The 19954-nt window shown below is 41.3% G+C and carries 19 protein-coding genes and 1 other annotated feature; all 19 genes read right to left on the bottom strand.

Features of this window, described 5'->3' with window-relative positions; all coding sequences use genetic code 11:
• Nucleotides 1-118: 118 nt before the first annotated feature.
• Nucleotides 119-1021 carry an RluA family pseudouridine synthase gene (locus tag AOX59_RS01570; RefSeq protein WP_068440870.1) on the bottom strand — a complete coding sequence of 301 codons (903 nt, stop codon included), beginning with the start codon at nucleotides 1019-1021 and terminating at the stop codon, nucleotides 119-121.
• Nucleotides 990-1484 carry a signal peptidase II gene (lspA, locus tag AOX59_RS01565; protein ID WP_068440866.1) on the bottom strand — a complete coding sequence of 165 codons (495 nt, stop codon included), beginning with the start codon at nucleotides 1482-1484 and terminating at the stop codon, nucleotides 990-992. Before lspA ends, AOX59_RS01570 begins: the two co-directional genes overlap by 32 nt.
• 612 nt (nucleotides 1485-2096) lie before the next feature.
• Nucleotides 2097-4853 carry an isoleucine--tRNA ligase gene (gene ileS / locus AOX59_RS01560; protein WP_068440863.1) on the bottom strand — a complete coding sequence of 919 codons (2757 nt, stop codon included), beginning with the start codon at nucleotides 4851-4853 and terminating at the stop codon, nucleotides 2097-2099.
• A 242-nt stretch (nucleotides 4854-5095) separates the two neighbouring features.
• Nucleotides 5096-5323 (bottom strand) — a binding site (T-box leader).
• Between the two features lie 47 nt (nucleotides 5324-5370).
• Nucleotides 5371-5898 (bottom strand): DivIVA domain-containing protein, encoded by a 528-nt coding sequence (locus tag AOX59_RS01555; RefSeq protein WP_068440861.1) that lies wholly within the window; start codon nucleotides 5896-5898, stop codon nucleotides 5371-5373.
• 162 nt (nucleotides 5899-6060) lie between these two features.
• Nucleotides 6061-6837, bottom strand: a complete 777-nt coding sequence (locus tag AOX59_RS01550; protein ID WP_068440858.1) for a YlmH family RNA-binding protein — start codon at nucleotides 6835-6837, stop codon at nucleotides 6061-6063.
• 13 nt (nucleotides 6838-6850) lie between these two features.
• Complete coding sequence (locus AOX59_RS01545) at nucleotides 6851-7114, bottom strand: YggT family protein (RefSeq protein WP_068440855.1); 264 nt, start codon at nucleotides 7112-7114, stop codon at nucleotides 6851-6853.
• A gap of 6 nt (nucleotides 7115-7120) precedes the next feature.
• On the bottom strand, nucleotides 7121-7555 hold the full coding sequence (locus AOX59_RS01540; RefSeq protein ID WP_068448079.1) for a cell division protein SepF: 435 nt from the start codon (nucleotides 7553-7555) through the stop codon (nucleotides 7121-7123).
• A gap of 18 nt (nucleotides 7556-7573) precedes the next feature.
• Nucleotides 7574-8245, bottom strand: a complete 672-nt coding sequence (locus AOX59_RS01535) for a YggS family pyridoxal phosphate-dependent enzyme (RefSeq protein WP_179946418.1) — start codon at nucleotides 8243-8245, stop codon at nucleotides 7574-7576.
• A 26-nt stretch (nucleotides 8246-8271) separates the two neighbouring features.
• Nucleotides 8272-9081, bottom strand: coding sequence for a peptidoglycan editing factor PgeF (gene pgeF / locus AOX59_RS01530; RefSeq protein ID WP_068440851.1), 810 nt, complete (start codon nucleotides 9079-9081; stop codon nucleotides 8272-8274).
• 55 nt (nucleotides 9082-9136) lie between these two features.
• Nucleotides 9137-9409, bottom strand: a complete 273-nt coding sequence (locus AOX59_RS01525; protein ID WP_068440848.1) for a YlmC/YmxH family sporulation protein — start codon at nucleotides 9407-9409, stop codon at nucleotides 9137-9139.
• A gap of 366 nt (nucleotides 9410-9775) precedes the next feature.
• Nucleotides 9776-10555 (bottom strand): RNA polymerase sporulation sigma factor SigG, encoded by a 780-nt coding sequence (sigG, locus tag AOX59_RS01520; RefSeq protein ID WP_068440845.1) that lies wholly within the window; start codon nucleotides 10553-10555, stop codon nucleotides 9776-9778.
• A gap of 120 nt (nucleotides 10556-10675) precedes the next feature.
• Nucleotides 10676-11395, bottom strand: a complete 720-nt coding sequence (sigE, locus tag AOX59_RS01515; RefSeq protein ID WP_068440842.1) for an RNA polymerase sporulation sigma factor SigE — start codon at nucleotides 11393-11395, stop codon at nucleotides 10676-10678.
• 53 nt (nucleotides 11396-11448) lie between these two features.
• The gene (gene spoIIGA / locus AOX59_RS01510; RefSeq protein WP_237049348.1) at nucleotides 11449-12402 is read right to left on the bottom strand and encodes a sigma-E processing peptidase SpoIIGA; all 954 of its coding nucleotides are present in this window, start codon (nucleotides 12400-12402) and stop codon (nucleotides 11449-11451) included.
• Nucleotides 12403-12648: 246 nt separating this feature from the next.
• A complete protein-coding gene (ftsZ, locus tag AOX59_RS01505) occupies nucleotides 12649-13791 on the bottom strand; it encodes a cell division protein FtsZ (RefSeq protein WP_068440838.1) in 1143 nt (380 codons plus the stop codon).
• Between the two features lie 102 nt (nucleotides 13792-13893).
• Nucleotides 13894-15174 carry a cell division protein FtsA gene (ftsA, locus tag AOX59_RS01500; protein ID WP_068440835.1) on the bottom strand — a complete coding sequence of 427 codons (1281 nt, stop codon included), beginning with the start codon at nucleotides 15172-15174 and terminating at the stop codon, nucleotides 13894-13896.
• 199 nt (nucleotides 15175-15373) lie between these two features.
• Nucleotides 15374-16174, bottom strand: a complete 801-nt coding sequence (locus AOX59_RS01495) for a cell division protein FtsQ/DivIB (RefSeq protein ID WP_068440833.1) — start codon at nucleotides 16172-16174, stop codon at nucleotides 15374-15376.
• A 150-nt stretch (nucleotides 16175-16324) separates the two neighbouring features.
• Entirely contained in the window at nucleotides 16325-17437 is a 1113-nt protein-coding gene (gene spoVE, locus AOX59_RS01490; protein ID WP_257720698.1) for a stage V sporulation protein E, read from the bottom strand.
• A 171-nt stretch (nucleotides 17438-17608) separates the two neighbouring features.
• Nucleotides 17609-18958, bottom strand: coding sequence for a UDP-N-acetylmuramoyl-L-alanine--D-glutamate ligase (gene murD / locus AOX59_RS01485; RefSeq protein WP_068440826.1), 1350 nt, complete (start codon nucleotides 18956-18958; stop codon nucleotides 17609-17611).
• On the bottom strand, nucleotides 18955-19923 hold the full coding sequence (gene mraY / locus AOX59_RS01480) for a phospho-N-acetylmuramoyl-pentapeptide-transferase (RefSeq protein WP_068448073.1): 969 nt from the start codon (nucleotides 19921-19923) through the stop codon (nucleotides 18955-18957). Before mraY ends, murD begins: the two co-directional genes overlap by 4 nt.
• Nucleotides 19924-19954 lie beyond the last annotated feature (31 nt).

Here is a 19954-nt window from a genome sequence, read left to right as displayed (position 1 = left end):
TGAACATACGACCATTACATTTATCATTGTTCCGATGCCTTTTTAGCCTCTCTGGACTATATTAAAGGGTCTCTATTCATTTCAATTTATTATGTCAGATATCCAAAAAACTGTCAACTCATTTTTCAAGTTCTGCCAAGAGTTTCTGAAAATAGGAAGGCACGTCAACTTCAAAATGCATTGCCTCATTTTTTGTCGGGTGCTTAAAAGAAATTGATTTCGCGTGTAATGCCTGCCCGTCAATATTCAGTGTTTTTCGCCGGCCGTATTTTGGATCGCCTGCAATCGGAAACTCAATATATTTCATATGAACCCGAATCTGGTGGGTTCGCCCTGTTTCCAGTTTACATTCCAGATGCGTAAAATCGGCATAACGTTTTACAACACGAAAATGTGTGACAGATGGCTTGCCTTCGTCGGTAACCCCCATTTTCTTCCGGTCATGTGGGTCTCTTCCGATCGGCGCATCGATCAGACCTGTTTCATGCTCAATAACACCGTGGACGATTGCTTCATAGCGCCGGTCAATATCTTTTTCAGACAACTGCTCAGCAAGACTGATATGTGCTGTGTCATTTTTCGCAACTACCAGCAGGCCACTTGTATCTTTATCAATTCGGTGAACGATTCCCGGTCGATGATCACCATTGATGTGTGATAACCTGTCGCAGTGATAAAGCAATGCATTCACAAGGGTACCGTGCGGGTGTCCCGCAGACGGGTGAACGACCATTCCTCTCGGCTTATTAATAACGAGAAGCTCATCATCTTCATATACAACTGTCAGCGGAATATTTTCCGGATCTATCGTTAATGAAGTCTGTTCAGGTTCTGTCCATTCGATTATATCGCCTCTCCGGCATTTGTAATTCGATTTAACCTGTGAACCATTTACGTACACATGATCATCTGTTATCCATGTTTGAATCTCAGAACGCGAACTTTTAGTGATCAGTCCGGCCAGCAATTTATCAATGCGCATGTTTTGCTCAGTTTCGGTTACTTTGTGCTGTTGAGTCATTTTTAAGCTTTTCCTTTCGTTCATCAATGATGGTTATAATAATCACTAAAATAACGCCAACGACTAAGGCTGAATCTGCTATATTAAATATCGGATAATCATACCCGAAAATGATAAAATCAAAGAAATCAACCACTTCTTTCATGAACAGCCGGTCAATAAAGTTCCCGATTGCACCTCCGAGTATTAAACTTAGAGCGATTGCGAGAAGCTTACTCTCCCTGGCATATTTTTGCATGAAATAAATAAGTCCTATAACGACAACGACAGTGATAACATAGAAAAACCCCATTTGACCCTGCAGGATGCCCCAGGCTGCCCCACTATTGCGATGTGATGTTAAATAGAAAAAATTATCGATGACCGTTATCTGTTCACCAAGTTCCATCGTCTTCACAACAACCCACTTGGACAACTGGTCAATTGCTATAACAAGCAGTGCCAATATGTAATATAAAAACATTCCTTCTCCTCCGTTTATCTTAACCTTGAGCTTTTTCGTAAATTTTATTACTATCTATCCTCGCAGTTGATATAAACTGCGAAGTAATGAAAATTCTCACTAGGGAAGCTTTCTCCCTTAACGCTAAGCACTTAAAGACGCTTCGGCAATATACTCCGCTTTCCATGGGCACGGCCTCAGCCTCCTCAGAAAGCAAAGACCGCTTTCTTGCGGGGCGTCACGACACGTGCTGTTCCCATAGGAGTCTCTAGTATATTGCCTACGCTGGGAAGTGTGCATTGCAGTTATCTATTTTAATGAGTAGCGTTATTTAAACACTCACATCAGCAGCTGGAATATGTGAGACTCCTGTGGGACAGCGAGCCTAAGAGACCCCGCAGTGAGCGGTTTTTTGCGAACGAGAAGGCTCGTGGTGAGCCCACGGAAAGCGAGCATATTCCAGCTGCGTCGCCAGGAAGCTTCCCCAAAATAAGACTTTACGTCGCATTATATGGATTAAGTGTCAAAAACAACTTTCTTATCACCTGTTGTACATTTTAAAGGCGTCGTCAGTATTTTACCACAAAAAGTTAAAAAACGCCTTATCCTGTAAAGGGATAGGCGCTTTTTAACTTATGCACTGTAATGCTCGCCCACGATACCGGCACAGCGTGAACATAAGTCCGGGTGGTCATGATCGCTGCCGACCGTTTCCGAAGCTGTCCAGCAGCGTGCACATTTTTCACCTGGATGTTTTTCAACGTGAACATCCACATAATGGTATTCATTCACATCAGAAGCATTATCCGTTATGTCTGCTTCTGAAACGATGAATAACTGATGCACATCATCGATTCCTTTAAGCACTTCCTTTGTTTTGTTATCTTTTGGAACGATGGTTATTTTGGCTTCAAGCGATTTGCCGATGACTTTGTCTTCCCGGGCTTCTTCCAACGCTTTCAGCACGTCATCGCGAATGTTCATGAAATGATCCCATTTATCGTCAAGCTGATCAAATCCGGTGATGTTCCTTGGTTCCGGGATATCTGTCAACTGCACACTTTCCTCTTGGACGTGGGGTATATATTCCCACATTTCATCAGTCGTATGCGGAATGATCGGTGTCAATAGTTTTACCAGTGTTGTCACAATCTCATAATAAGCTGTCTGGATACTTCTGCGGTTGTGACTATCTGCTGGTTCAATATATAAAATATCTTTGGCAAAATCAAGATAGAATGAACTTAAGTCAATTGTACAGAAATTATGAATACGTGAATAGATTGGTGAGTATTCATAGACGTCATAGCTATTCCTTACGTCTTTCGTCAATCCCTGCAGACGATGCAGCATATAACGGTCGACTTCTCCCATCTCCGCTTCAGGCAACGCATCTGTCTCCGGATTGAAGTCTGCAAGGTTGCCAAGCATGAACCGGATTGTATTACGGATTTTCCGGTATACTTCTGAAATTTGCTTCAGAATCTCCTGTGAAATCCGGACGTCTGCCTGATAGTCAACTGAAGAAACCCACAAGCGCAGAATATCAATTCCTAGCTGCTTTTGAATTTTTAACGGATCCATGACATTGCCGAGTGATTTACTCATTTTACGGCCATTACCATCCAAAGTAAAGCCGTGGCTGACAATTGTTTCATATGGTGCTCTGCCTGTAACAGCGACCGCCGTTGAGATGGATGAATTGAACCAGCCGCGATACTGGTCGCTTCCTTCAAGATAAACATCAGCCGGACGCTTGTGATCTTCCCGGCCCATTAGCACAGCTTCATGAGACGAACCGGAGTCGAACCAGACATCCATGATATCCGTTTCTTTCGTGAACTTGCCATTTGGGCTATGTTCAGAGGCAAACCCTTCAGGCAATAAATCTTTTGCTTCCCGTTCAAACCATACGTTTGAGCCGTGCTCAGCAAATAATTTGGAAACATGTTCAACCGTTTCATTATTGATAATCGGGGTTCCGTCTTCGGCATAAAACACTGGAATCGGCACACCCCATGTCCGCTGCCGGGAAATACACCAGTCTTCACGATCACGAACCATGTTGTACAGCCGTGTTTCACCCCAGGCAGGATACCAATTGATTCGATTGATTTCCTCAAGGATATTTTCGCGGAAGTCCTTGATGGATGCGAACCACTGTGAAGTCGCACGGAAAATCGTCGGCTTTTTCGTCCGCCAGTCATGCGGATACGAGTGCGTAATAAATGACAGTTTAAGAAGTGCTCCTGTCTCTTCCAGCTTTTCGGTTATTGTTTTATTCGCTTTATCATAAAACTCGCCTTCAAGACCGGGCGCCTCATTAGTGAAATAACCTTGATAATTAACCGGTGACAGTGGTTCAATACCATACTCCCGCGACATATAGAAGTCATCTTCACCGTGTCCCGGCGCTGTGTGAACACAGCCGGTTCCCGCGTCTGTCGTTACATGTTCGCCCAGCATCACAAGTGAATCACGGTCATAAAAAGGGTGTTTGGCAACGACTTTATCCGCTTCTTCTCCCTTGAACGTTTTGATGACTTCCGGATTTTCCCATTCCAGTTCTTCTGTCATTGTTTCCAGCAGTTCATGGGCGATTACATATTTCTCACCATTGACTTTAACGACTGCATATTCCAGTTCAGGATGCAGTGCAATACCCAGGTTGGCTGGAATCGTCCATGGTGTTGTCGTCCAGATAATGATTTTCTCATCACCATCAAGCACACCTTTGCCATCTGTCACATCAAACGCAACATAGATGGACGGCGAGCGTTTATCATGATATTCAATTTCCGCTTCTGCCAATGCCGACTCAGAAGATGGTGACCAATATACAGGCTTCAGTCCCCTATAGATATAGCCTTTTTTGGCCATTTCACCGAACACTTTGATCTGAGCTGCTTCATAATCTTTTGTCAACGTGATATAAGGATTATCCCAATCACCTCGGACGCCAAACTTTTTAAACTGTTCACGCTGGTTATCGAGCTGACCCATGGCGTATTCGGCACACTTTTGTCTGAATTCCGCAATGCTCATTTTTTTGCGGTCGACTTTTTTCTTTTTGGTTAAAGCAGTTTCAACAGGGAGGCCATGTGTATCCCACCCAGGCACATATGGTGCATGGTACCCGCTCATTGATCTGTATCGTGTGATAAAATCTTTCAATATTTTATTCAGGGCATGCCCGATATGCAAATCACCATTTGCATACGGAGGTCCGTCATGCAAAATGAAAAGCGGACGTCCTTTCGTACGTTCCTGCCCTTTTTCATATATCCGGTTTTCTTCCCATTTTTTCTGACGTTCAGGTTCTTTATTCGGCAAATTGCCACGCATTGGAAATTTTGTTTTGGGCATCAATAATGTGTCTTTATAATCCAATTTGATTTCCTCCTTATTTTTCTAAATTTGAAACGATACCAGCCTTTATGGAGGGTTTATTGCCTTGGCGGGCAATTCGTCCCGAGACCATGTGCCAAACCAAATCGGATGGTTTATTGCCTGTGATCTGCGGTGCTTGGAATATACCGCTGCCACAAAAACCCTTTTTCTTCATGAAAATCAGCCATAAAGGTTAACAGCACTTAAAATGACTTATAGCATTAAAAAAGCCTTCCAATCCCCAAAGGGACGAGAAGACTCGCGGTACCACCCTCATAAATTTAAACATCATCAACCGATTCATTTAAATTCACTCGAAATTCGTAACGTGAATCAATCGTCCGCTTCTACTCGGCTTCAAAGCGGATACTCAGGAGTGATGTTCAGAATGGCTTGCTGTATCAGGCTTTCACCAACCCTGATTCGCTAAAACAGTCAGTCATTCCTACTGGCTCCGTCATCATAATTCATAATTATATACGAGTATTATATGTAAATTGCTAACAGGCGTCAAGGTCTATGCCTTGGATTCTGCATAGTCAGGTGCATCACTTAAGTTCTCTTCAGTTTCTTCATCATTTTCTTCTTCAAATAATCCTTCCCAGTCGTTCGCATCAATAACATCCAGCTGTGCTTCCACAAGCATTTTCAATCGGGTGCGGAACACTTTTGCCTGTTTTTTCAATTCTTCAATATCCATTTCAATTCTGCGCGATTTATTTAATGCTTCGTTAACAATACGGTCTGCATTCTTTTCGGCTTCTTTGATAATTAACTTGGATTCTTTTTGAGCGTTTCCTTTTAATTCTTCAGCTGTTTCTTGTGCAATCAGAATTGAGTTGTTCAATGTGCTTTCAATATTTGTGAAATGTCCCAGTTTCTCATTTAATTGTTCTACTTTTTCCTGTAAGTCTTTTTTCTCGCGGATCGACATTTCATAGTCTTTGATAATCTGATCCAAAAAGTCATTGACCTCATCCTCATCATATCCGCGAAAGCTTCTTGTAAACTCTTTATTATGAATATCCAAGGGTGTTAATGCCACACAGGCCACCTCCTTAAATGGTATGACAGGTAAAATAAAATAATATCGATGAATTCATATCATAATGTTATTCAAAAAATCCAGTAAATCATTCTCTTTTGAACACACACTATTATACATTATTTCGACATAAAAACAAAAAATCCTGCAAGTTTATTGACATCATTTTAATTGTCCTGTTGTGATATTGACCTTACCTTTTTTTGTACGGCCGTTTATGCCAATGATTTTGCTGCGGCCTTTCCCTCTTAACGAAATCATGTCGCCTTCTTCCAGAACCAACTTACGGTCATCGGTCACTTTATAATTTACCTTCACAAGTCCTTTTTTAATCATTTCCCCGGCGTCTTTGCGCGGCAGTTTGTAGATGACTTTTACAACTGTGTCCAATCGCAGTGATGAGACAATATGATTGGATTCGTCCCAATTCGGTTCTTTTTCCATGACGTATGAAAGCGGCTGTTCTTCCAGCTTAATTCTTGCCCGTTTGATTGCAGTCAGGTTCGTGAGCACAAATGGCGCAATCTCACTTCCCATGATAATTTGTATGAGCCCATCTTCAACGTGAATATCACCAAGCTTCTGACGTTTGATTCCTTGGGATAAAAACGCTCCCATAACATCCCGGTGGCCAAGTGATATAAACTTATCGTTGTAAGACCCTTGAAGTAAAGACAGCTGAAAAGCGTCTTCCTTCACTTCTTCGTACATCGGTGCAATGATAACCCGCTGTCTTTCAGCATTTTTGCTGCCGCCATGCTTATAAACCTTCAATTCCTCAAGGCTCGTCCCTGTCAACATATCAACAATCTGCTGCTCCCTTGGGTCAAGAAAATCGGTAACCTTCATTTGGTAAGTTTTTTCAACATCGTCAATCCAGGATAACACCTGGTCAATGAAGGGATGTTCATCATGCCTGAAATGCTGGTGAATATCCATTAGCACAAACCTCTTAGAACCAGCTGAACAGGACAGGCAGACCGAAGACCCTCGCAAAATAGAGGACAAAAATCGCGACAATCGGGGAGATGTCCAGCATGCCAATCGGTGGAATTATTTTTCTGAACGGTTCAAGATAAGGCTCGCATATTTTTGCTAAAAAGACGCCAAATGAAGATTCGCGTGCTCCTGGAAACCAGGACATAAATATATAAATGATCAGAGCAAAACTATAAAGCTCTAATGCAAGATATAATAAACTGAGTATCGATTGCATAGATTGCTACCACCCTTTACTGAATTCATCTTCTTCCACAACGGAATCTGTTATGGAACCTGACACTTCTACATTATCAGGTGTACATAAAAATGTCCCGTCGCCAAGTTTTTGGATATCGCCGTTAATGGCGTATACTGTGCCACTCAGGAAATCAACAATTCGTTTGGCTTGTTGGGTGTCAACCCGCTGGAGGTTAATAACAACTGCCCGTTTGTTTACGACATTGTCGGCAATCTCCTGTGCTTCACTGTAATTACGCGGCTCACACAGAACGACTTTTGAAGATGGACCCTGCATTGTCGTCAGGTTTACCACGTTTCCATTTTTCGCGCCTGAACCTACAGGCTGTTCATTCGTATTCATTTCTTCCTCCTGCTCAATATACTCATAATCATCTTCCATCGTGAAAAATGTTTTAATTTTATTTTTCAAACTCATCATTACACCCCTCTTATTTTAGGATCCAACGAGACTGGAGCCAATCCGGATGTGGGTTGCGCCTTCTTCAACAGCAAGCTGATAATCATTGCTCATCCCCATTGACAAGTAGTTACACGGGGCATAGGGCAATTGTTCCGCTTTTATGCTGTCTCTGAGTGAAGCCAATTGCCTGAAAATCTTCCGAAGCTTATCTTCATCATCAATATGCGGTGCCATTGTCATTAATCCTGCGACCCGTACATTGCTGTAAACCTCCATCTTCTTAATAAACGATAATATCTCATCAGGTGCAAGCCCATGCTTGGATTCCTCACCGCTTATATTCACCTGGACAAAACAATCAACCGGTGCTGCAGCACGCTTATTAATTTCTTTAGCCAGTGATACCCTGTCCAAAGAATGGATGACATCAACATTGCCAATCACTTCTTTAACTTTCCTGGACTGCAATGTACCAATAAAATGCCATATTGCTTTATCCTGTATGTATTCATGCTTATCGAGAAATCCTTCCAGCCGATTTTCGCCAAGATTTTTAATACCTGCATTAATCAGCTCTTCCGTTCGTTCTATTGTAACATATTTCGTGACACCAATTATGGTAATATCTTCAGGATTCCGATTACTTTTTTCACAGGCTTGTTCAATATTTTGTCTGATATGCCGCAAGTTTGTTGCTACATCCATTATATCCATCGTCCTCTCCCGTTCAATCATTTTACATAACCAATGTAACCCAGCATTCTTCCGGTTTTGCCCTGATCACGGCGATGTGAAAAAAACAATGATTCATCGCGGAATGTGCAATAGTTTGTTATGTCTATATTATGACTTAAAATGCCGTATTGTAAAAGGATTTCCTTATTTAATTGTTTTAAATCAAGCAAAAAGTGATTATCGTCCTTTGAGACAACAGATTTCTCGACTAATTCACTCGGAATCTGACTGACAACCCGTTCATCAACTTCATAATGAGCAGAAGAAATAGAAGGTCCAATCGTTACCAGTATGTTATTCGGATCAGCACCTGCCGTTTGTAATGCTTCAATCATTTTGCCGCCAATTCGGTTGACGGTTCCTTTCCAGCCCGCATGAGCAATCCCTATATATCCGGTTGATGGATCAAAGAAAAATAGAGGCACACAATCTGCGAAAAATGACGTGCATAATATGCCTTTTTTGTCTGTAACCAGTCCATCAATATTTTTTAATGATGTGTCATATGACATTGACCCTTTCCCTTTATCATCACTGCTTACAATATGAATGTTTGTCTGATGGGTCTGTTCTCCCAAAACCCATGATTCCAGAGGAAAGCAAGTGGTGTCTGCAAGCTTTTGCCTATTGGCGATCACATTTTCGCGTGCATCCGGCACATGTAAACCTAGATTTAATGTATCAAAAGGCAATTCACTGTATCCGCCGTTACGTGTTGAAAAACCTACTTTCAGTTCAGGGTTAAGCTGCTGCCATTTTTCGATAGCTAAATTGATTTCTGTTTGCTTTTGGAACGGTTCTGACATTTCCTGCCCTCCTTAGCTGCACGTATTCTTGTACCATTTTAGCATATTTTAGCGATTATTCGAGCAATTGCTGGTCAGGATAAAGCGAAGGGCTGTTAACCTCTCTGACTAAAATAACATCAGACCCTATCACCTCAATATAACTCCAGGGGATAATAAGTTCATCAGCTTTACCAAAGAAACCTGATTTTTTTTCTTTAATATCGAGCACCAATGCGGTAATCTTTCCAATATTGCCATCTATTTCCAAGTCGGCAATATGCCCAAGCCGTCTGCCGTCATTAATCACAATAACTTCTTTTATCTGCAAGTCAGATAATGTTATCACAATGGTTCACCTGCCTTATATAAATTTATATGCAGGCAGATGCCCGAATTATTATGATTCTTTTTCATTCCGGAGCGGTCTCATTGAATCAATTATTTATGATAGTACCTCACAGTTTATATCAACTGCGAGGGGGGAGAGCAACAAATTTGTGATCAAATCCCTTTTATAATCAAATCAACGTTTTTTATTAAAAAATCGACGCCAAATCAATTAAGATTTGGCGTCGATTATAAGTATCGTCATATGCTATTTTTACAAAGATGATTAAATATCCCCTCCATTTCAAAAAGCTGAACATATGGACTTTAATTTGATAAGTGCGTTGTCTGCCTCAATCCTGATGCAGAACATCAACCGGTTTATTCATTCAAACATTTCTTTGTTCATTTGATCGATAGCTGCCTTTTCTAACCGGGAAACCTGAGCTTGCGATATACCGATTTCATCAGCAACTTCCATCTGTGTTTTTCCCTGGAAAAAACGTTTGTTCAGTATCATTTTTTCACGGTCATTGAGCTGATACATGCCTTCTTTCAAGGAAAGTTTATCCACCCACATCGAATCTTTGTCTTTGTCATCGCTTAACTGATCCACGACATAAATAGGATCACCGCCATCATTATAAATCGGTTCAAATAGTGAAACAGGATCCTGAATCGCATCCATCGCAAAAACAATGTCTGAGTGCTCAACACCCATTTCTTTTGCTATTTCAGCTGCTGTCGGCTCTTTGGATGTTTTGCTGATCAGTTTTTCCCTCACTTGTAAAGCTTTATAAGCAGTGTCACGGAGGGATCTGGATACCCGGATCGGGTTATTGTCACGCAGATACCGTCTTATTTCACCGATAATCATTGGTACGGCATAAGTGGAAAATTTCACATTATGCCCTAAGTCGAAATTATCAATGGATTTCATCAGTCCGATGCATCCGACCTGAAATAAGTCATCACCATATTCCCCCCGATTATTAAAGCGCTGAATAACACTTAGGACAAGCCGTAAATTGCCATTTACCAGTTCTTCTCTGGCGGTTATATCACCAGCTTGCATTTGTTTGAATAGCTCACGCATTTCGTCATTTTTAAGTACAGGTAATGTTGATGTATCCACTCCGCAAATTTCAACTTTATGCTTTGTCATGTTCTACCCTCCTGATGGAGATGCTGTTCATCAGCAGTATCTCCCCATAGAAGGTTTTTTATGCAGGGCAGCTGTGGATGCTATTCCAGCTTAATGCCTTCAAAAACATGTCAGAGCAGCTCAAACCATTTTATTAAATTCTTTTTGTAGACGCCGTATAATTTTTTTCTCCAATCGGGAAATATAGGATTGAGAAATACCCAGCATATCAGCAACATCTTTCTGTGTCTTTTCCTCTTGACCAACCAGGCCAAAGCGAAGTTCCATGATCTGTTTCTCACGTGGATTCAGCTGAGAAAGTGCATTTTTCAATAAATGTTTATCCACATTGGTTTCAATGTCCCGGGTTATAATATCTTCATCTGTTCCAAGTACATCTGAGAGCAATAATTCATTACCATCCCAATCTATATTCAATGGTTCATCAAATGAAATTTCGGACTTTAGCTTATTATTTCTCCTCAAATACATTAATATTTCATTCTCGATACATCTTGAGGCGTATGTAGCAAGTTTAATTTTCTTTTCAGGATTAAATGTGTTGACAGCTTTAATAAGGCCAATTGTGCCAATGCTTATTAAGTCTTCAATATTAATACCGGTATTTTCAAACTTTCGGGAAATGTAGACAACAAGCCGTAAATTCCTTTCAATCAACATTGCTCTGGCTGATTTATCACCATCAGAAAGCAATTTTAATAAACGTTTCTCTTCTTCTTTCGATAGCGGAGGCGGAAGTGCTTCACTACCGCCTATATAATAAATCTCATCCGTTTTCAGACCGAGCTTGAAGAGCAGTTTATACCACCATAATCGCATACGAAGTCTTATCATTTTCATATTAACTCGCTCCTTTATTCAGAATAGAATGTTTTACCAATCGGTCGCTTTGATTAAGCTGATACCGGATCAGCAAGTTTTATAATTTTAGGATGCATCAGACAGTGATAGGATTGATCTTTCGTCAGTACTGCAAATTGAATTCCGATCAATACCTTACGTGTAACGATTTCCTCTTCGTTATATACAAAAGAGATATTATCCGGTTTGATCGCCATCATAAACGTGCGATTTCCCTCAACCCCTTGAAAGGGAACAATCTGAACCTTGCTTTCCCAGCCAGCCGGAAGTTTTTCAAAATCAAGGCTTGTGTGAGCACTTTTCAACAATTCCCATTCATCTTCTGAAAACCATTGTTTTAAAAAATATTCATCACAAATAATAACCGGTCTTTTGGAAATCGGATCTGTCAACTGATTACCGCTGTCAATATAAGCTGTCGTTGATTTGGTGATTTGGTCAATCTGAATGGTTACCTGACACAACTGATCGTAGCGGATTTTTTCGGAAACGTGCTTGTCCATTCGCGATTTTGTAAAATACCAGACCAGAGGAAAACCAATCACCACAAACAGCCAGCTGACCGGATCGCCATAACCACTGTTAAATGTCAAAATTCCATTTGCAGCTAACCTGAATGGACTTTGGAATAGAAAGTGTATTGCAATCAATCCACCCCCTATGGCAAATGTTGTAAAGTAGAATAAGAGCAATAATTTAAGCATCTGATAGATCGAACGGACACGAAAACTGCACAACACAATGATGATTGAATACATCAGCTTGCCTATCAGACTCGTAAAAATAGAATCGGGATAATAAATGGAAATGGGCACCACGAGTGATGCAATAAATGCGCCAAAAATAATTCTGAGCTTTCTTGTGCTGTCTTTTGCCAAAGTCTGTGTCAGCATGAGCAGCATCATATCCAGGAAAAAATTTAGAAGCCAGACAGCATCAAGATAAATGGTCACACTCATTTCTTCCTTTCCTGTAAAAGATCCCATACAGGAAGTATAGTGGTATTGAGAAGCAAAGTCTGTCACTTCATGAAGGATAAAGGGGGCTAATTTCAACGACTTATCAACTTATTTGTCGCATTGTCATTTATTATTTTTGGATACTATTTACTTAAGACATCTTTTAAATTTAATGAACAGAATGCTGTGTTATAAGAAAATTATTTATTTCACAAAACAAAAAAAGAGCAACCGGATTTATAATCTGATTGCTCTTTCACACTTTTTCTTACATTATCGGTTGCGGTTACGATTCCGCAAGAATGTAGGGATGTCCAATTCATCGTCCTGCTGATTGGAGCGATTTTGCTTGGTTTGATTTTGTTCCGGCTCACGCGGTGGTGTTTCATCGGAAGGCCTGGTGGCTGCCTGCTGGTTCTGGTTCATAACCGGACGCTGACGCGGCTGATTATCTTCTTTTTGACTTTCATCAAAACCGGTGGCAATCACAGTCACAATGATTTCATCCTTTAGGTTTTCGTTGATGACCGAACCGAAAATAACATTCACTTCACTATCCGCAGCGGACGTCACAAGATCGGCACCTTCCTGAACTTCATAAAGACTCAGATTGGTACCGCCTGTTATATTCATCAGAATGCCATGCGCACCGTCAATTGATGTTTCCAGAAGCGGTGAGGAAATAGCCTTTTTGGCAGCTTCCGTTGCGCGATTTTCCCCCGTTGCAATGCCAATCCCCATTAATGCCGAGCCTTGATCAAACATAATTGTCTTCACATCGGCAAAATCCACGTTAATCAAGCCAGGTTTGGCAATCAGGTCGGAAATACCTTGTACACCTTGACGCAGGACATTGTCAGCTTCGCGGAATGCTTCAAGCATTGGAGTATTTTTATCAACAATTTCAAGCAGACGATCATTCGGAATGACAATTAGCGTGTCGACACTCGATTTCAGGGAATCAATTCCTGATTTAGCTTGTGTTGACCTTTTTTTACCCTCGAAAGTAAATGGGCGGGTTACAACACCTACGGTCAGCGCCCCGAGTTCTTTGCCTATCTGTGCAATTACCGAGGCAGCCCCTGTTCCGGTGCCGCCGCCCATTCCGGCTGTTACAAATATCATATCAGCGCCTTGTAACGCTTCTTCCAATTGTTCTTTATTCTCTTCTGCAGCTTTTCTGCCGACTTCGGGGTTCGCACCGGCACCTAATCCACGTGTTAACTTTCCGCCAACCTGTATTTTTGTTTCTGCCTGAGCCAGATTTAAAGCTTGTGCATCGGTATTGACAGCAATGAATTCAACACCTTCTACACCATGTTCGATCATGCGGTTGACTGCATTGCTGCCACCACCGCCGACACCAATTACTTTTATCGTAGCAAGCTGATCCATATTTGTTTCAAACTCTAACATACATCCGTTCCTCCTAATATGCTGAATTACAACGCTCGTATAGGTTTTCAATGGCCCAATCATTGGAAATGACCGGAGATTTATCGGTATTTAACGATACGTTTAATCAAAGAAATACTTGAATAAGTTTGCAAGTTTTGATTCCTTTTTCTCTTCTTTAGCCGGTGCATCCGAATCTCTAGAGCTTTTCTGTCGCTTCGGTTTTACCTCACTATCATTACCGGTAACAGACGGTAAAAGTTCTTTTCCTTGTATTTTCGCATTACGATAAGCAAATTGCAAGATGCCAATTCCTGCAGTGAACTGTGGTTCTCTGACACCTATGTAATCAGGTATCGCTATACGAACGTTTGAATGAAATAAATCATGTGCTAGTTCCATCACACCTGGCATTTTCATTGTACCACCTGTCAGAACATATCCACCAGGTAATTGCTGGTAACCCATCCGTCTGATTTCGCGTTCTGCATAAGCGTATATTTCTTCCAGTCTGGCTTCTATCATATCAGAGATTTGCAGCTGATTATACGTCTCTCTCTGATTGCTGCCTATAATCGATACATCAAAGGTTTCATCTTCCCTGGCATCATCGTAAAACGCATGGCCATAGTTCAGTTTGATATCCTCTGATTCCTCGGTTGACGTTCTCAGACCGATGGATAAATCTTTTGAAATGTTATCTCCGCCCAGCGGGATAACACTTGTACCTGCTAAATGACCATTTTCAAAAACAGATACAGTTGTGGAACCTCCACCTATATCAATTAAAGTGACCCCTAAATTTTTCTCGTCTTTTGATAAAGCAACTGTGCCCGCTGCAAGAGGCTGAAAGCAAATATCAGAAATCTGCAGACCAGCACGTTCCACACATTTCAGCAGATTATGAAGCACAGTTTTAGAGCAAGTAATGATCGTCCCTTCCATTTCCAGTCTTACACCGATCATCCCGCGAGGATCCGTAATCTCATCCAGGCCATCCACAATGAATTGTTTCGGAATGACATCAACAATTTCACTTTCAGGCGGGATTGAAACAACTTGCGCGCCATCAATCACCCGGGTGATATCTTCATCACCGATTTCGCGATTCTCACTTTGCACGGCTACCACGCCATGGCAAGGCTGCAATTGAACATGTTTCCCGTTGACACCGACTACTACACTGTCAATTTGCATGCCCACCATTCGTTCTGCCTGTTCTACCGCGCTTCGAATGGATTGTACAGTTTGGTCAATGTCAATAATTGCTCCCTTTTTCATACCATTCGATTCAGCAGTTCCAACCCCAATGATATTCAGGGAATCGTTTAACACTTCTCCAATAATCACTTTAATTTTTGATGTACCTATATCAAGACTCACTAGTATTTCACTGTTGTTCAAAGAAAGGCACCCCCCTGGTTCAGAAGCATCTGATAGTTTGCCTTTTTCAATCAGATGGTTTGTCAATTTCGATTTTCATTCGTCTATAGTGCTTAATTTTAAGGGAAATTGCATAAAAAGAAAATATATATAGGTAAAATTCTATAATAAACCAGCAAAACCCTTTTATTTTCCTCATTTTTATAAAGAAAATCTTTTCTTATTGTTCATGTTCATTCGTGGATTCCTGATTATCAGAATCTTCCTCAGATTCCGCATTGAATTCCTCAAAGTAAACTCCGGCACCAATATGTATGATCCCCTTGCTTTCAGAACCCAGCTGCGAAACGATCGATGGATAAACACGCATCTTTTCAGCTAAATCCCTGATGGTGCCATCAACCATGTAACCATCATTCATATAGAGCAAAATTTTATGCTGGTTTTCATCGCTCGGGTTCCAGTGTATTTCAGAAATCAGCTGCAAAACGCTTTCCGGCAGTTTTTTTAGCTCACCGGTCAATTGATTCAAGTATTTTTCGTCTGAAAATCCCAGAAGCAACGGAGCGTTACCGTCTACAGAACTTTGCTGCAAGTTTTCAAGAACATTGCCATCTCCTAAGACTGGAAAATAATGCTCATCCTGTTTCATATAGCCCACATGATCAAATTCGCTCACACTGATTTCAATTGTCCAAGGCAGTTTTCGGTTAACGTCAGATTGCTGAATAACCGGATTATCGTTAACCGCCCGGCTGATCTCAGACGCATTGACCGACCAGATATTCGTTTTTTCTCCAATACTGCTCGCTTCAATGATCTCTTCATCTTTTACAAACGAGTTTCCCGAAACGTCTATCGTTCTCACATAGCTTAACGGTGATTGAAGATAGACAATGATGGAAATTAATAAGAAAAAAATAGAAAGATAAAATATCAGGCGGCGGTTTGCCTTCTTTTTCCGTTCCTGCTTTAACTTTGGTATCCGGTCTTCAATTGAAACGACATTTTTTTTCCCCATTTCTATTTCTTCCTTTGTTTTGTCATTGTAAAACAATAAAACGGCATCATGACATGCCGCATCAATAGGTAATTGAATTATATCATAAATAAAAGCTTTATACGTAGTAAACTTCTAACAATTTGATTAAAAATATTACACAACGTTAACCTATAATCTTGAAAACCTGCTGATATTCAACAAAATACCTGCTGAACAAAGTGTTAATGTCAGTGACGATCCGCCATAACTTAAAAATGGGAGCGTGATACCTGTAACTGGAATCAACCCAATGACCACACTTATATTAATCATAACTTGTATCGTCAGCATTGACACGATACCAAGAGCCAGAAACTTTCCATAAGCATCAGGCGCTTCCAAAGCCACTTTAATGCCACGCCAAAAAAGGAGAGCAAACAAACCAATCACAAACGTCCCGCCAATAAAACCCAACTCTTCACCAATAATGGAGAAAATAAAATCGTTTTGCGGTTCCGGCAAATAAAAGTACTTCTGTATACTTTCACCCAAGCCTAACCCCATCAAGCCTCCGGGGCCGACCGCATACAATGACTGGATGATCTGAAAACCATCTCCCAATGGATCTTCCCATGGGTTAATAAATGCCGTTATTCGGCTTATACGGTATGGAGCTGAGACAATCAGAAACAAGAAACCGACGGCTCCAATGAGACCAAGTCCAAAGAAATGCCCCAGTCTGGCGCCGGCGGTATAAATCATTACCATGCATGTTGCTGTCAGCACCACACCAGTGCCAAGGTCAGGCTGCAGCATAATCAGGCCAAAAGCAGCAAATACTAAAATAAGTGCGGGAAGAAAGCCTTTTTTAAAAGATGTAATATATTTTTGATTGACTGAGAGATAGACTGCCAAATAAATGATTAATCCCAGTTTCATAAATTCGGATGGCTGAATGCTGAATGCACCAATTCCAATCCAGCTTTGTGCCCCGCCGCGTTCCATTCCGATACCGGGAATAAGAACAATAAGCAGCAGAACGAAGCAGGCCAGTAAAACGATTTTACTGTACTTCTTCCATGTGTTGTAGGGCAGTGCCATGAAAAATAACATCCCCAATACGCCGACACCCAAAAAAAGCAATTGACGTTTAAGAAAAAAATACTGATCTGCATATTTATATTCAGCCCATACATACGACGAGCTGTAAACCATCACAGCGCCGACAAGGAGTAATGACAGGATCACTGCAGCCAATACTAAATCGGGAACATTTTTGGTTTTGAATAAGCTGCGTAACAAAAAAACACCCCACATCCAGATTATTTTGGAATAGGGGCTTTTTTACTGACTTAAATAGTTTTTAAAAGCTCTTCTGGTAACATCCAGGTTCACCACACAGCATATCGTGAGATTTCAGCTGCTGTCCAGGATGATTGGTAACTGAATGTTGTCTCATGTTTATACAAGCCCCTACAATAATGTATGCACGGCTTGTATAAACATGTCACCTCTTTGTTCAAAGGTTTTATACTGATCCCAGCTTGCGCATGCTGGAGACAGCAAAACAACATCATCACGATCCGAAAGATTATAGGCCGCCTCAACAGCATCACTCATGCTCTCAGCAGTTTCAATGACAGGTACACCTGCTTTGTGCGCAACAAGAGCAAGTTTTTCTTTTGTTTCACCTATTAGAATGGCAGCTTTCAAATTTTCCATATAGGGGATTAAGTCATCAAATTCATTGCCGCGATCAAGCCCTCCGGCAATCAGAACAACCGGCTGTTTGAAAGAAGTTAATGCCTTTTGTGTCGCCAGGATATTCGTCGCTTTAGAGTCATTATAAAATAAACGGCCGTTGACATTACTGACAAACTGAAGCCTGTGACGGACGCCTTTAAAGGTTGTTAACACGTTGTATATCGCTTGATTGGAAGCACCGCTTAATTTGGCTGCACAAATAGCGGCAAGAATATTTTCCAAATTATGGTCGCCATCAAGCACAATATCATGTTTCTCAATCAGTTTTTCGTTCTTAAAGTAAATACCCGTATCATCTGCCCACGCGCCATTTTCGACTTGTTTATTCAAGGAAAATGGAATCTTCGTTGATTTTGCTTCTTTTACAGCTTCTGCAACAGTCGGATTATCCGCGTTATAAATCAGGAAATCCTCTTCTGTCTGATTCATAAATATGTTGCATTTGGCATTTCTATAGTTTTCAAATGTTTTATGATAATCAAGATGAGCTTGAAAAATATTCAACAAAGCAGCGATGCGGGGTTTGAATGTTTTGACACCCAGCAATTGAAATGAGGATAACTCCAACACCATTTTCTCATGTTGTTCCAATGATTGGCCGACTTCTGTTGCTGCAAAACCAATATTTCCGGCGATTTTTGCCGGTTTTTGACTTTCATTAAGCAATTCAGCGGTCAAAGTTGTCGTCGTCGTCTTCCCGTTTGACCCTGTTATGCCGATTATCTCAGTTTCAGATAGATTACCGGCGAGTTCGATTTCAGTAATAATCGGTATCCCCCGCTTAAAGGCTTCCTCCAGCAAAGGTGTTTCGTAAGGGATACCCGGATTTTTCACGATGATGTCGATATCATCCAACACAGATAACGGATGAGAACCTGTTACAACTTCTGCTCCGAGTGCGTTTAACTCTTCTGCAACCGGATCTGTGTCACTTGTATTTTTATCATTCACCCTTACACTTCGTCCGCTGTTTAACAATAGTCTGGCAGCGGCGGTACCACTCTTCGCCAAACCTAATACAAGCACATGATGATAAGGGAAGTTCGTTAGTTCTTTCAAGCTATCCACACCTCTATATATACCCCAAGCGCTGCGAAAATCAGACCTATCAGCCAGAAAGTTGTCACAACACGCCATTCTGACCACCCAAGCAGTTCATAATGATGGTGCAGCGGGCTCATTTTAAATACGCGTTTGCCCCTTGTCTTATATGAAATGACCTGAATAATAACCGACAGGGTTTCGATAACAAATACACCGCCGACAATAATCAGGATAATCTCCATTTTCGTCAAAATAGCAATGGCGCCAAGGGCCCCGCCCAATGCCAGCGAACCGGTGTCACCCATGAAAACCTTGGCCGGATGAGCATTAAACACCAAAAAACCGAGCAATGCGCCGACCGCTGCCAGTGAAAAGATAGTCACTTCACTTTGCGGGAAACCATACCAGGCCAAAACACCAAAGGCCCCAAATGCAATGGCCGCTGTACCGGCAAGCAGTCCATCAAGCCCATCGGTCAGGTTGACGGCATTGGAAGCTCCTACAAGCATTACAATAGTCAGCAGTGCGTATCCCCATCCCAGTTCCCATTGAATGGATGTTCCCGGGATTTGGATATAAGTAGCATAATCATTGACGTGTAAAATAAGATAAAACACAAGTGCTATTCCTAATTGTCCAATCATTTTTTGTTTAGATGTTAAGCCAAGGTTCCGTTTCATCGCAACCTTAATAAAATCATCTAAAAATCCCAGGATGCCATATCCGGCCATTACAAAAATAAGAAGCCACATTTCATAACCCATTGATCCGGAACTATATTTGCCGGACATAATAATTGTCGTGATGATGACACTTATAACAATCATGATGCCGCCCATCGTCGGTGTTCCTGTTTTTTTGATATGTGACTTTGGGCCCTCTTCCCGGATGCTTTGACCAAACTTCAAACGGCGTAAAAATGGAATGAAAATTGGTGACAACAGGACGGTGATCAGAAATGCTATTGCGATGGTCATCATTAAAACGTAAATATTCACGATTTTTCCTCCT

Origin of the sequence: Lentibacillus amyloliquefaciens (assembly GCF_001307805.1) — a bacterium.
GTDB classification, from domain to species: Bacteria; Bacillota; Bacilli; order Bacillales; family Amphibacillaceae; genus Lentibacillus; species Lentibacillus amyloliquefaciens.
Note: the sequence above shows the minus strand (reverse complement) of the source record. Positions and strands in the feature narration are given on the sequence as shown.

Excerpts from the sequence above, each read along its gene's own strand:
- AOX59_RS01550 (WP_068440858.1), bottom strand. The coding sequence starts at position 6,837 with ATGGATATTCACCAGCATTTCAGGCATGATGAACATCCCTTCATTGAC.
- mraY (WP_068448073.1), bottom strand. The coding sequence starts at position 19,923 with ATGATGACCATCGCAATAGCATTTCTGATCACCGTCCTGTTGTCACCA.
- AOX59_RS01570 (WP_068440870.1), bottom strand. The coding sequence starts at position 1,021 with ATGACTCAACAGCACAAAGTAACCGAAACTGAGCAAAACATGCGCATT.
- pgeF (WP_068440851.1), bottom strand. The coding sequence starts at position 9,081 with ATGTCAGAACCGTTCCAAAAGCAAACAGAAATCAATTTAGCTATCGAA.
- spoIIGA (WP_237049348.1), bottom strand. The coding sequence starts at position 12,402 with ATGGGATCTTTTACAGGAAAGGAAGAAATGAGTGTGACCATTTATCTT.
- AOX59_RS01535 (WP_179946418.1), bottom strand. The coding sequence starts at position 8,245 with ATGGATGTAGCAACAAACTTGCGGCATATCAGACAAAATATTGAACAA.
- ftsZ (WP_068440838.1), bottom strand. The coding sequence starts at position 13,791 with ATGTTAGAGTTTGAAACAAATATGGATCAGCTTGCTACGATAAAAGTA.
- sigE (WP_068440842.1), bottom strand. The coding sequence starts at position 11,395 with ATGAAAATGATAAGACTTCGTATGCGATTATGGTGGTATAAACTGCTC.
- lspA (WP_068440866.1), bottom strand. The coding sequence starts at position 1,484 with ATGTTTTTATATTACATATTGGCACTGCTTGTTATAGCAATTGACCAG.
- AOX59_RS01540 (WP_068448079.1), bottom strand. The coding sequence starts at position 7,555 with ATGAGTTTGAAAAATAAAATTAAAACATTTTTCACGATGGAAGATGAT.
- AOX59_RS01545 (WP_068440855.1), bottom strand. The coding sequence starts at position 7,114 with ATGCAATCGATACTCAGTTTATTATATCTTGCATTAGAGCTTTATAGT.
- AOX59_RS01495 (WP_068440833.1), bottom strand. The coding sequence starts at position 16,174 with ATGGGGAAAAAAAATGTCGTTTCAATTGAAGACCGGATACCAAAGTTA.
- sigG (WP_068440845.1), bottom strand. The coding sequence starts at position 10,555 with ATGACAAAGCATAAAGTTGAAATTTGCGGAGTGGATACATCAACATTA.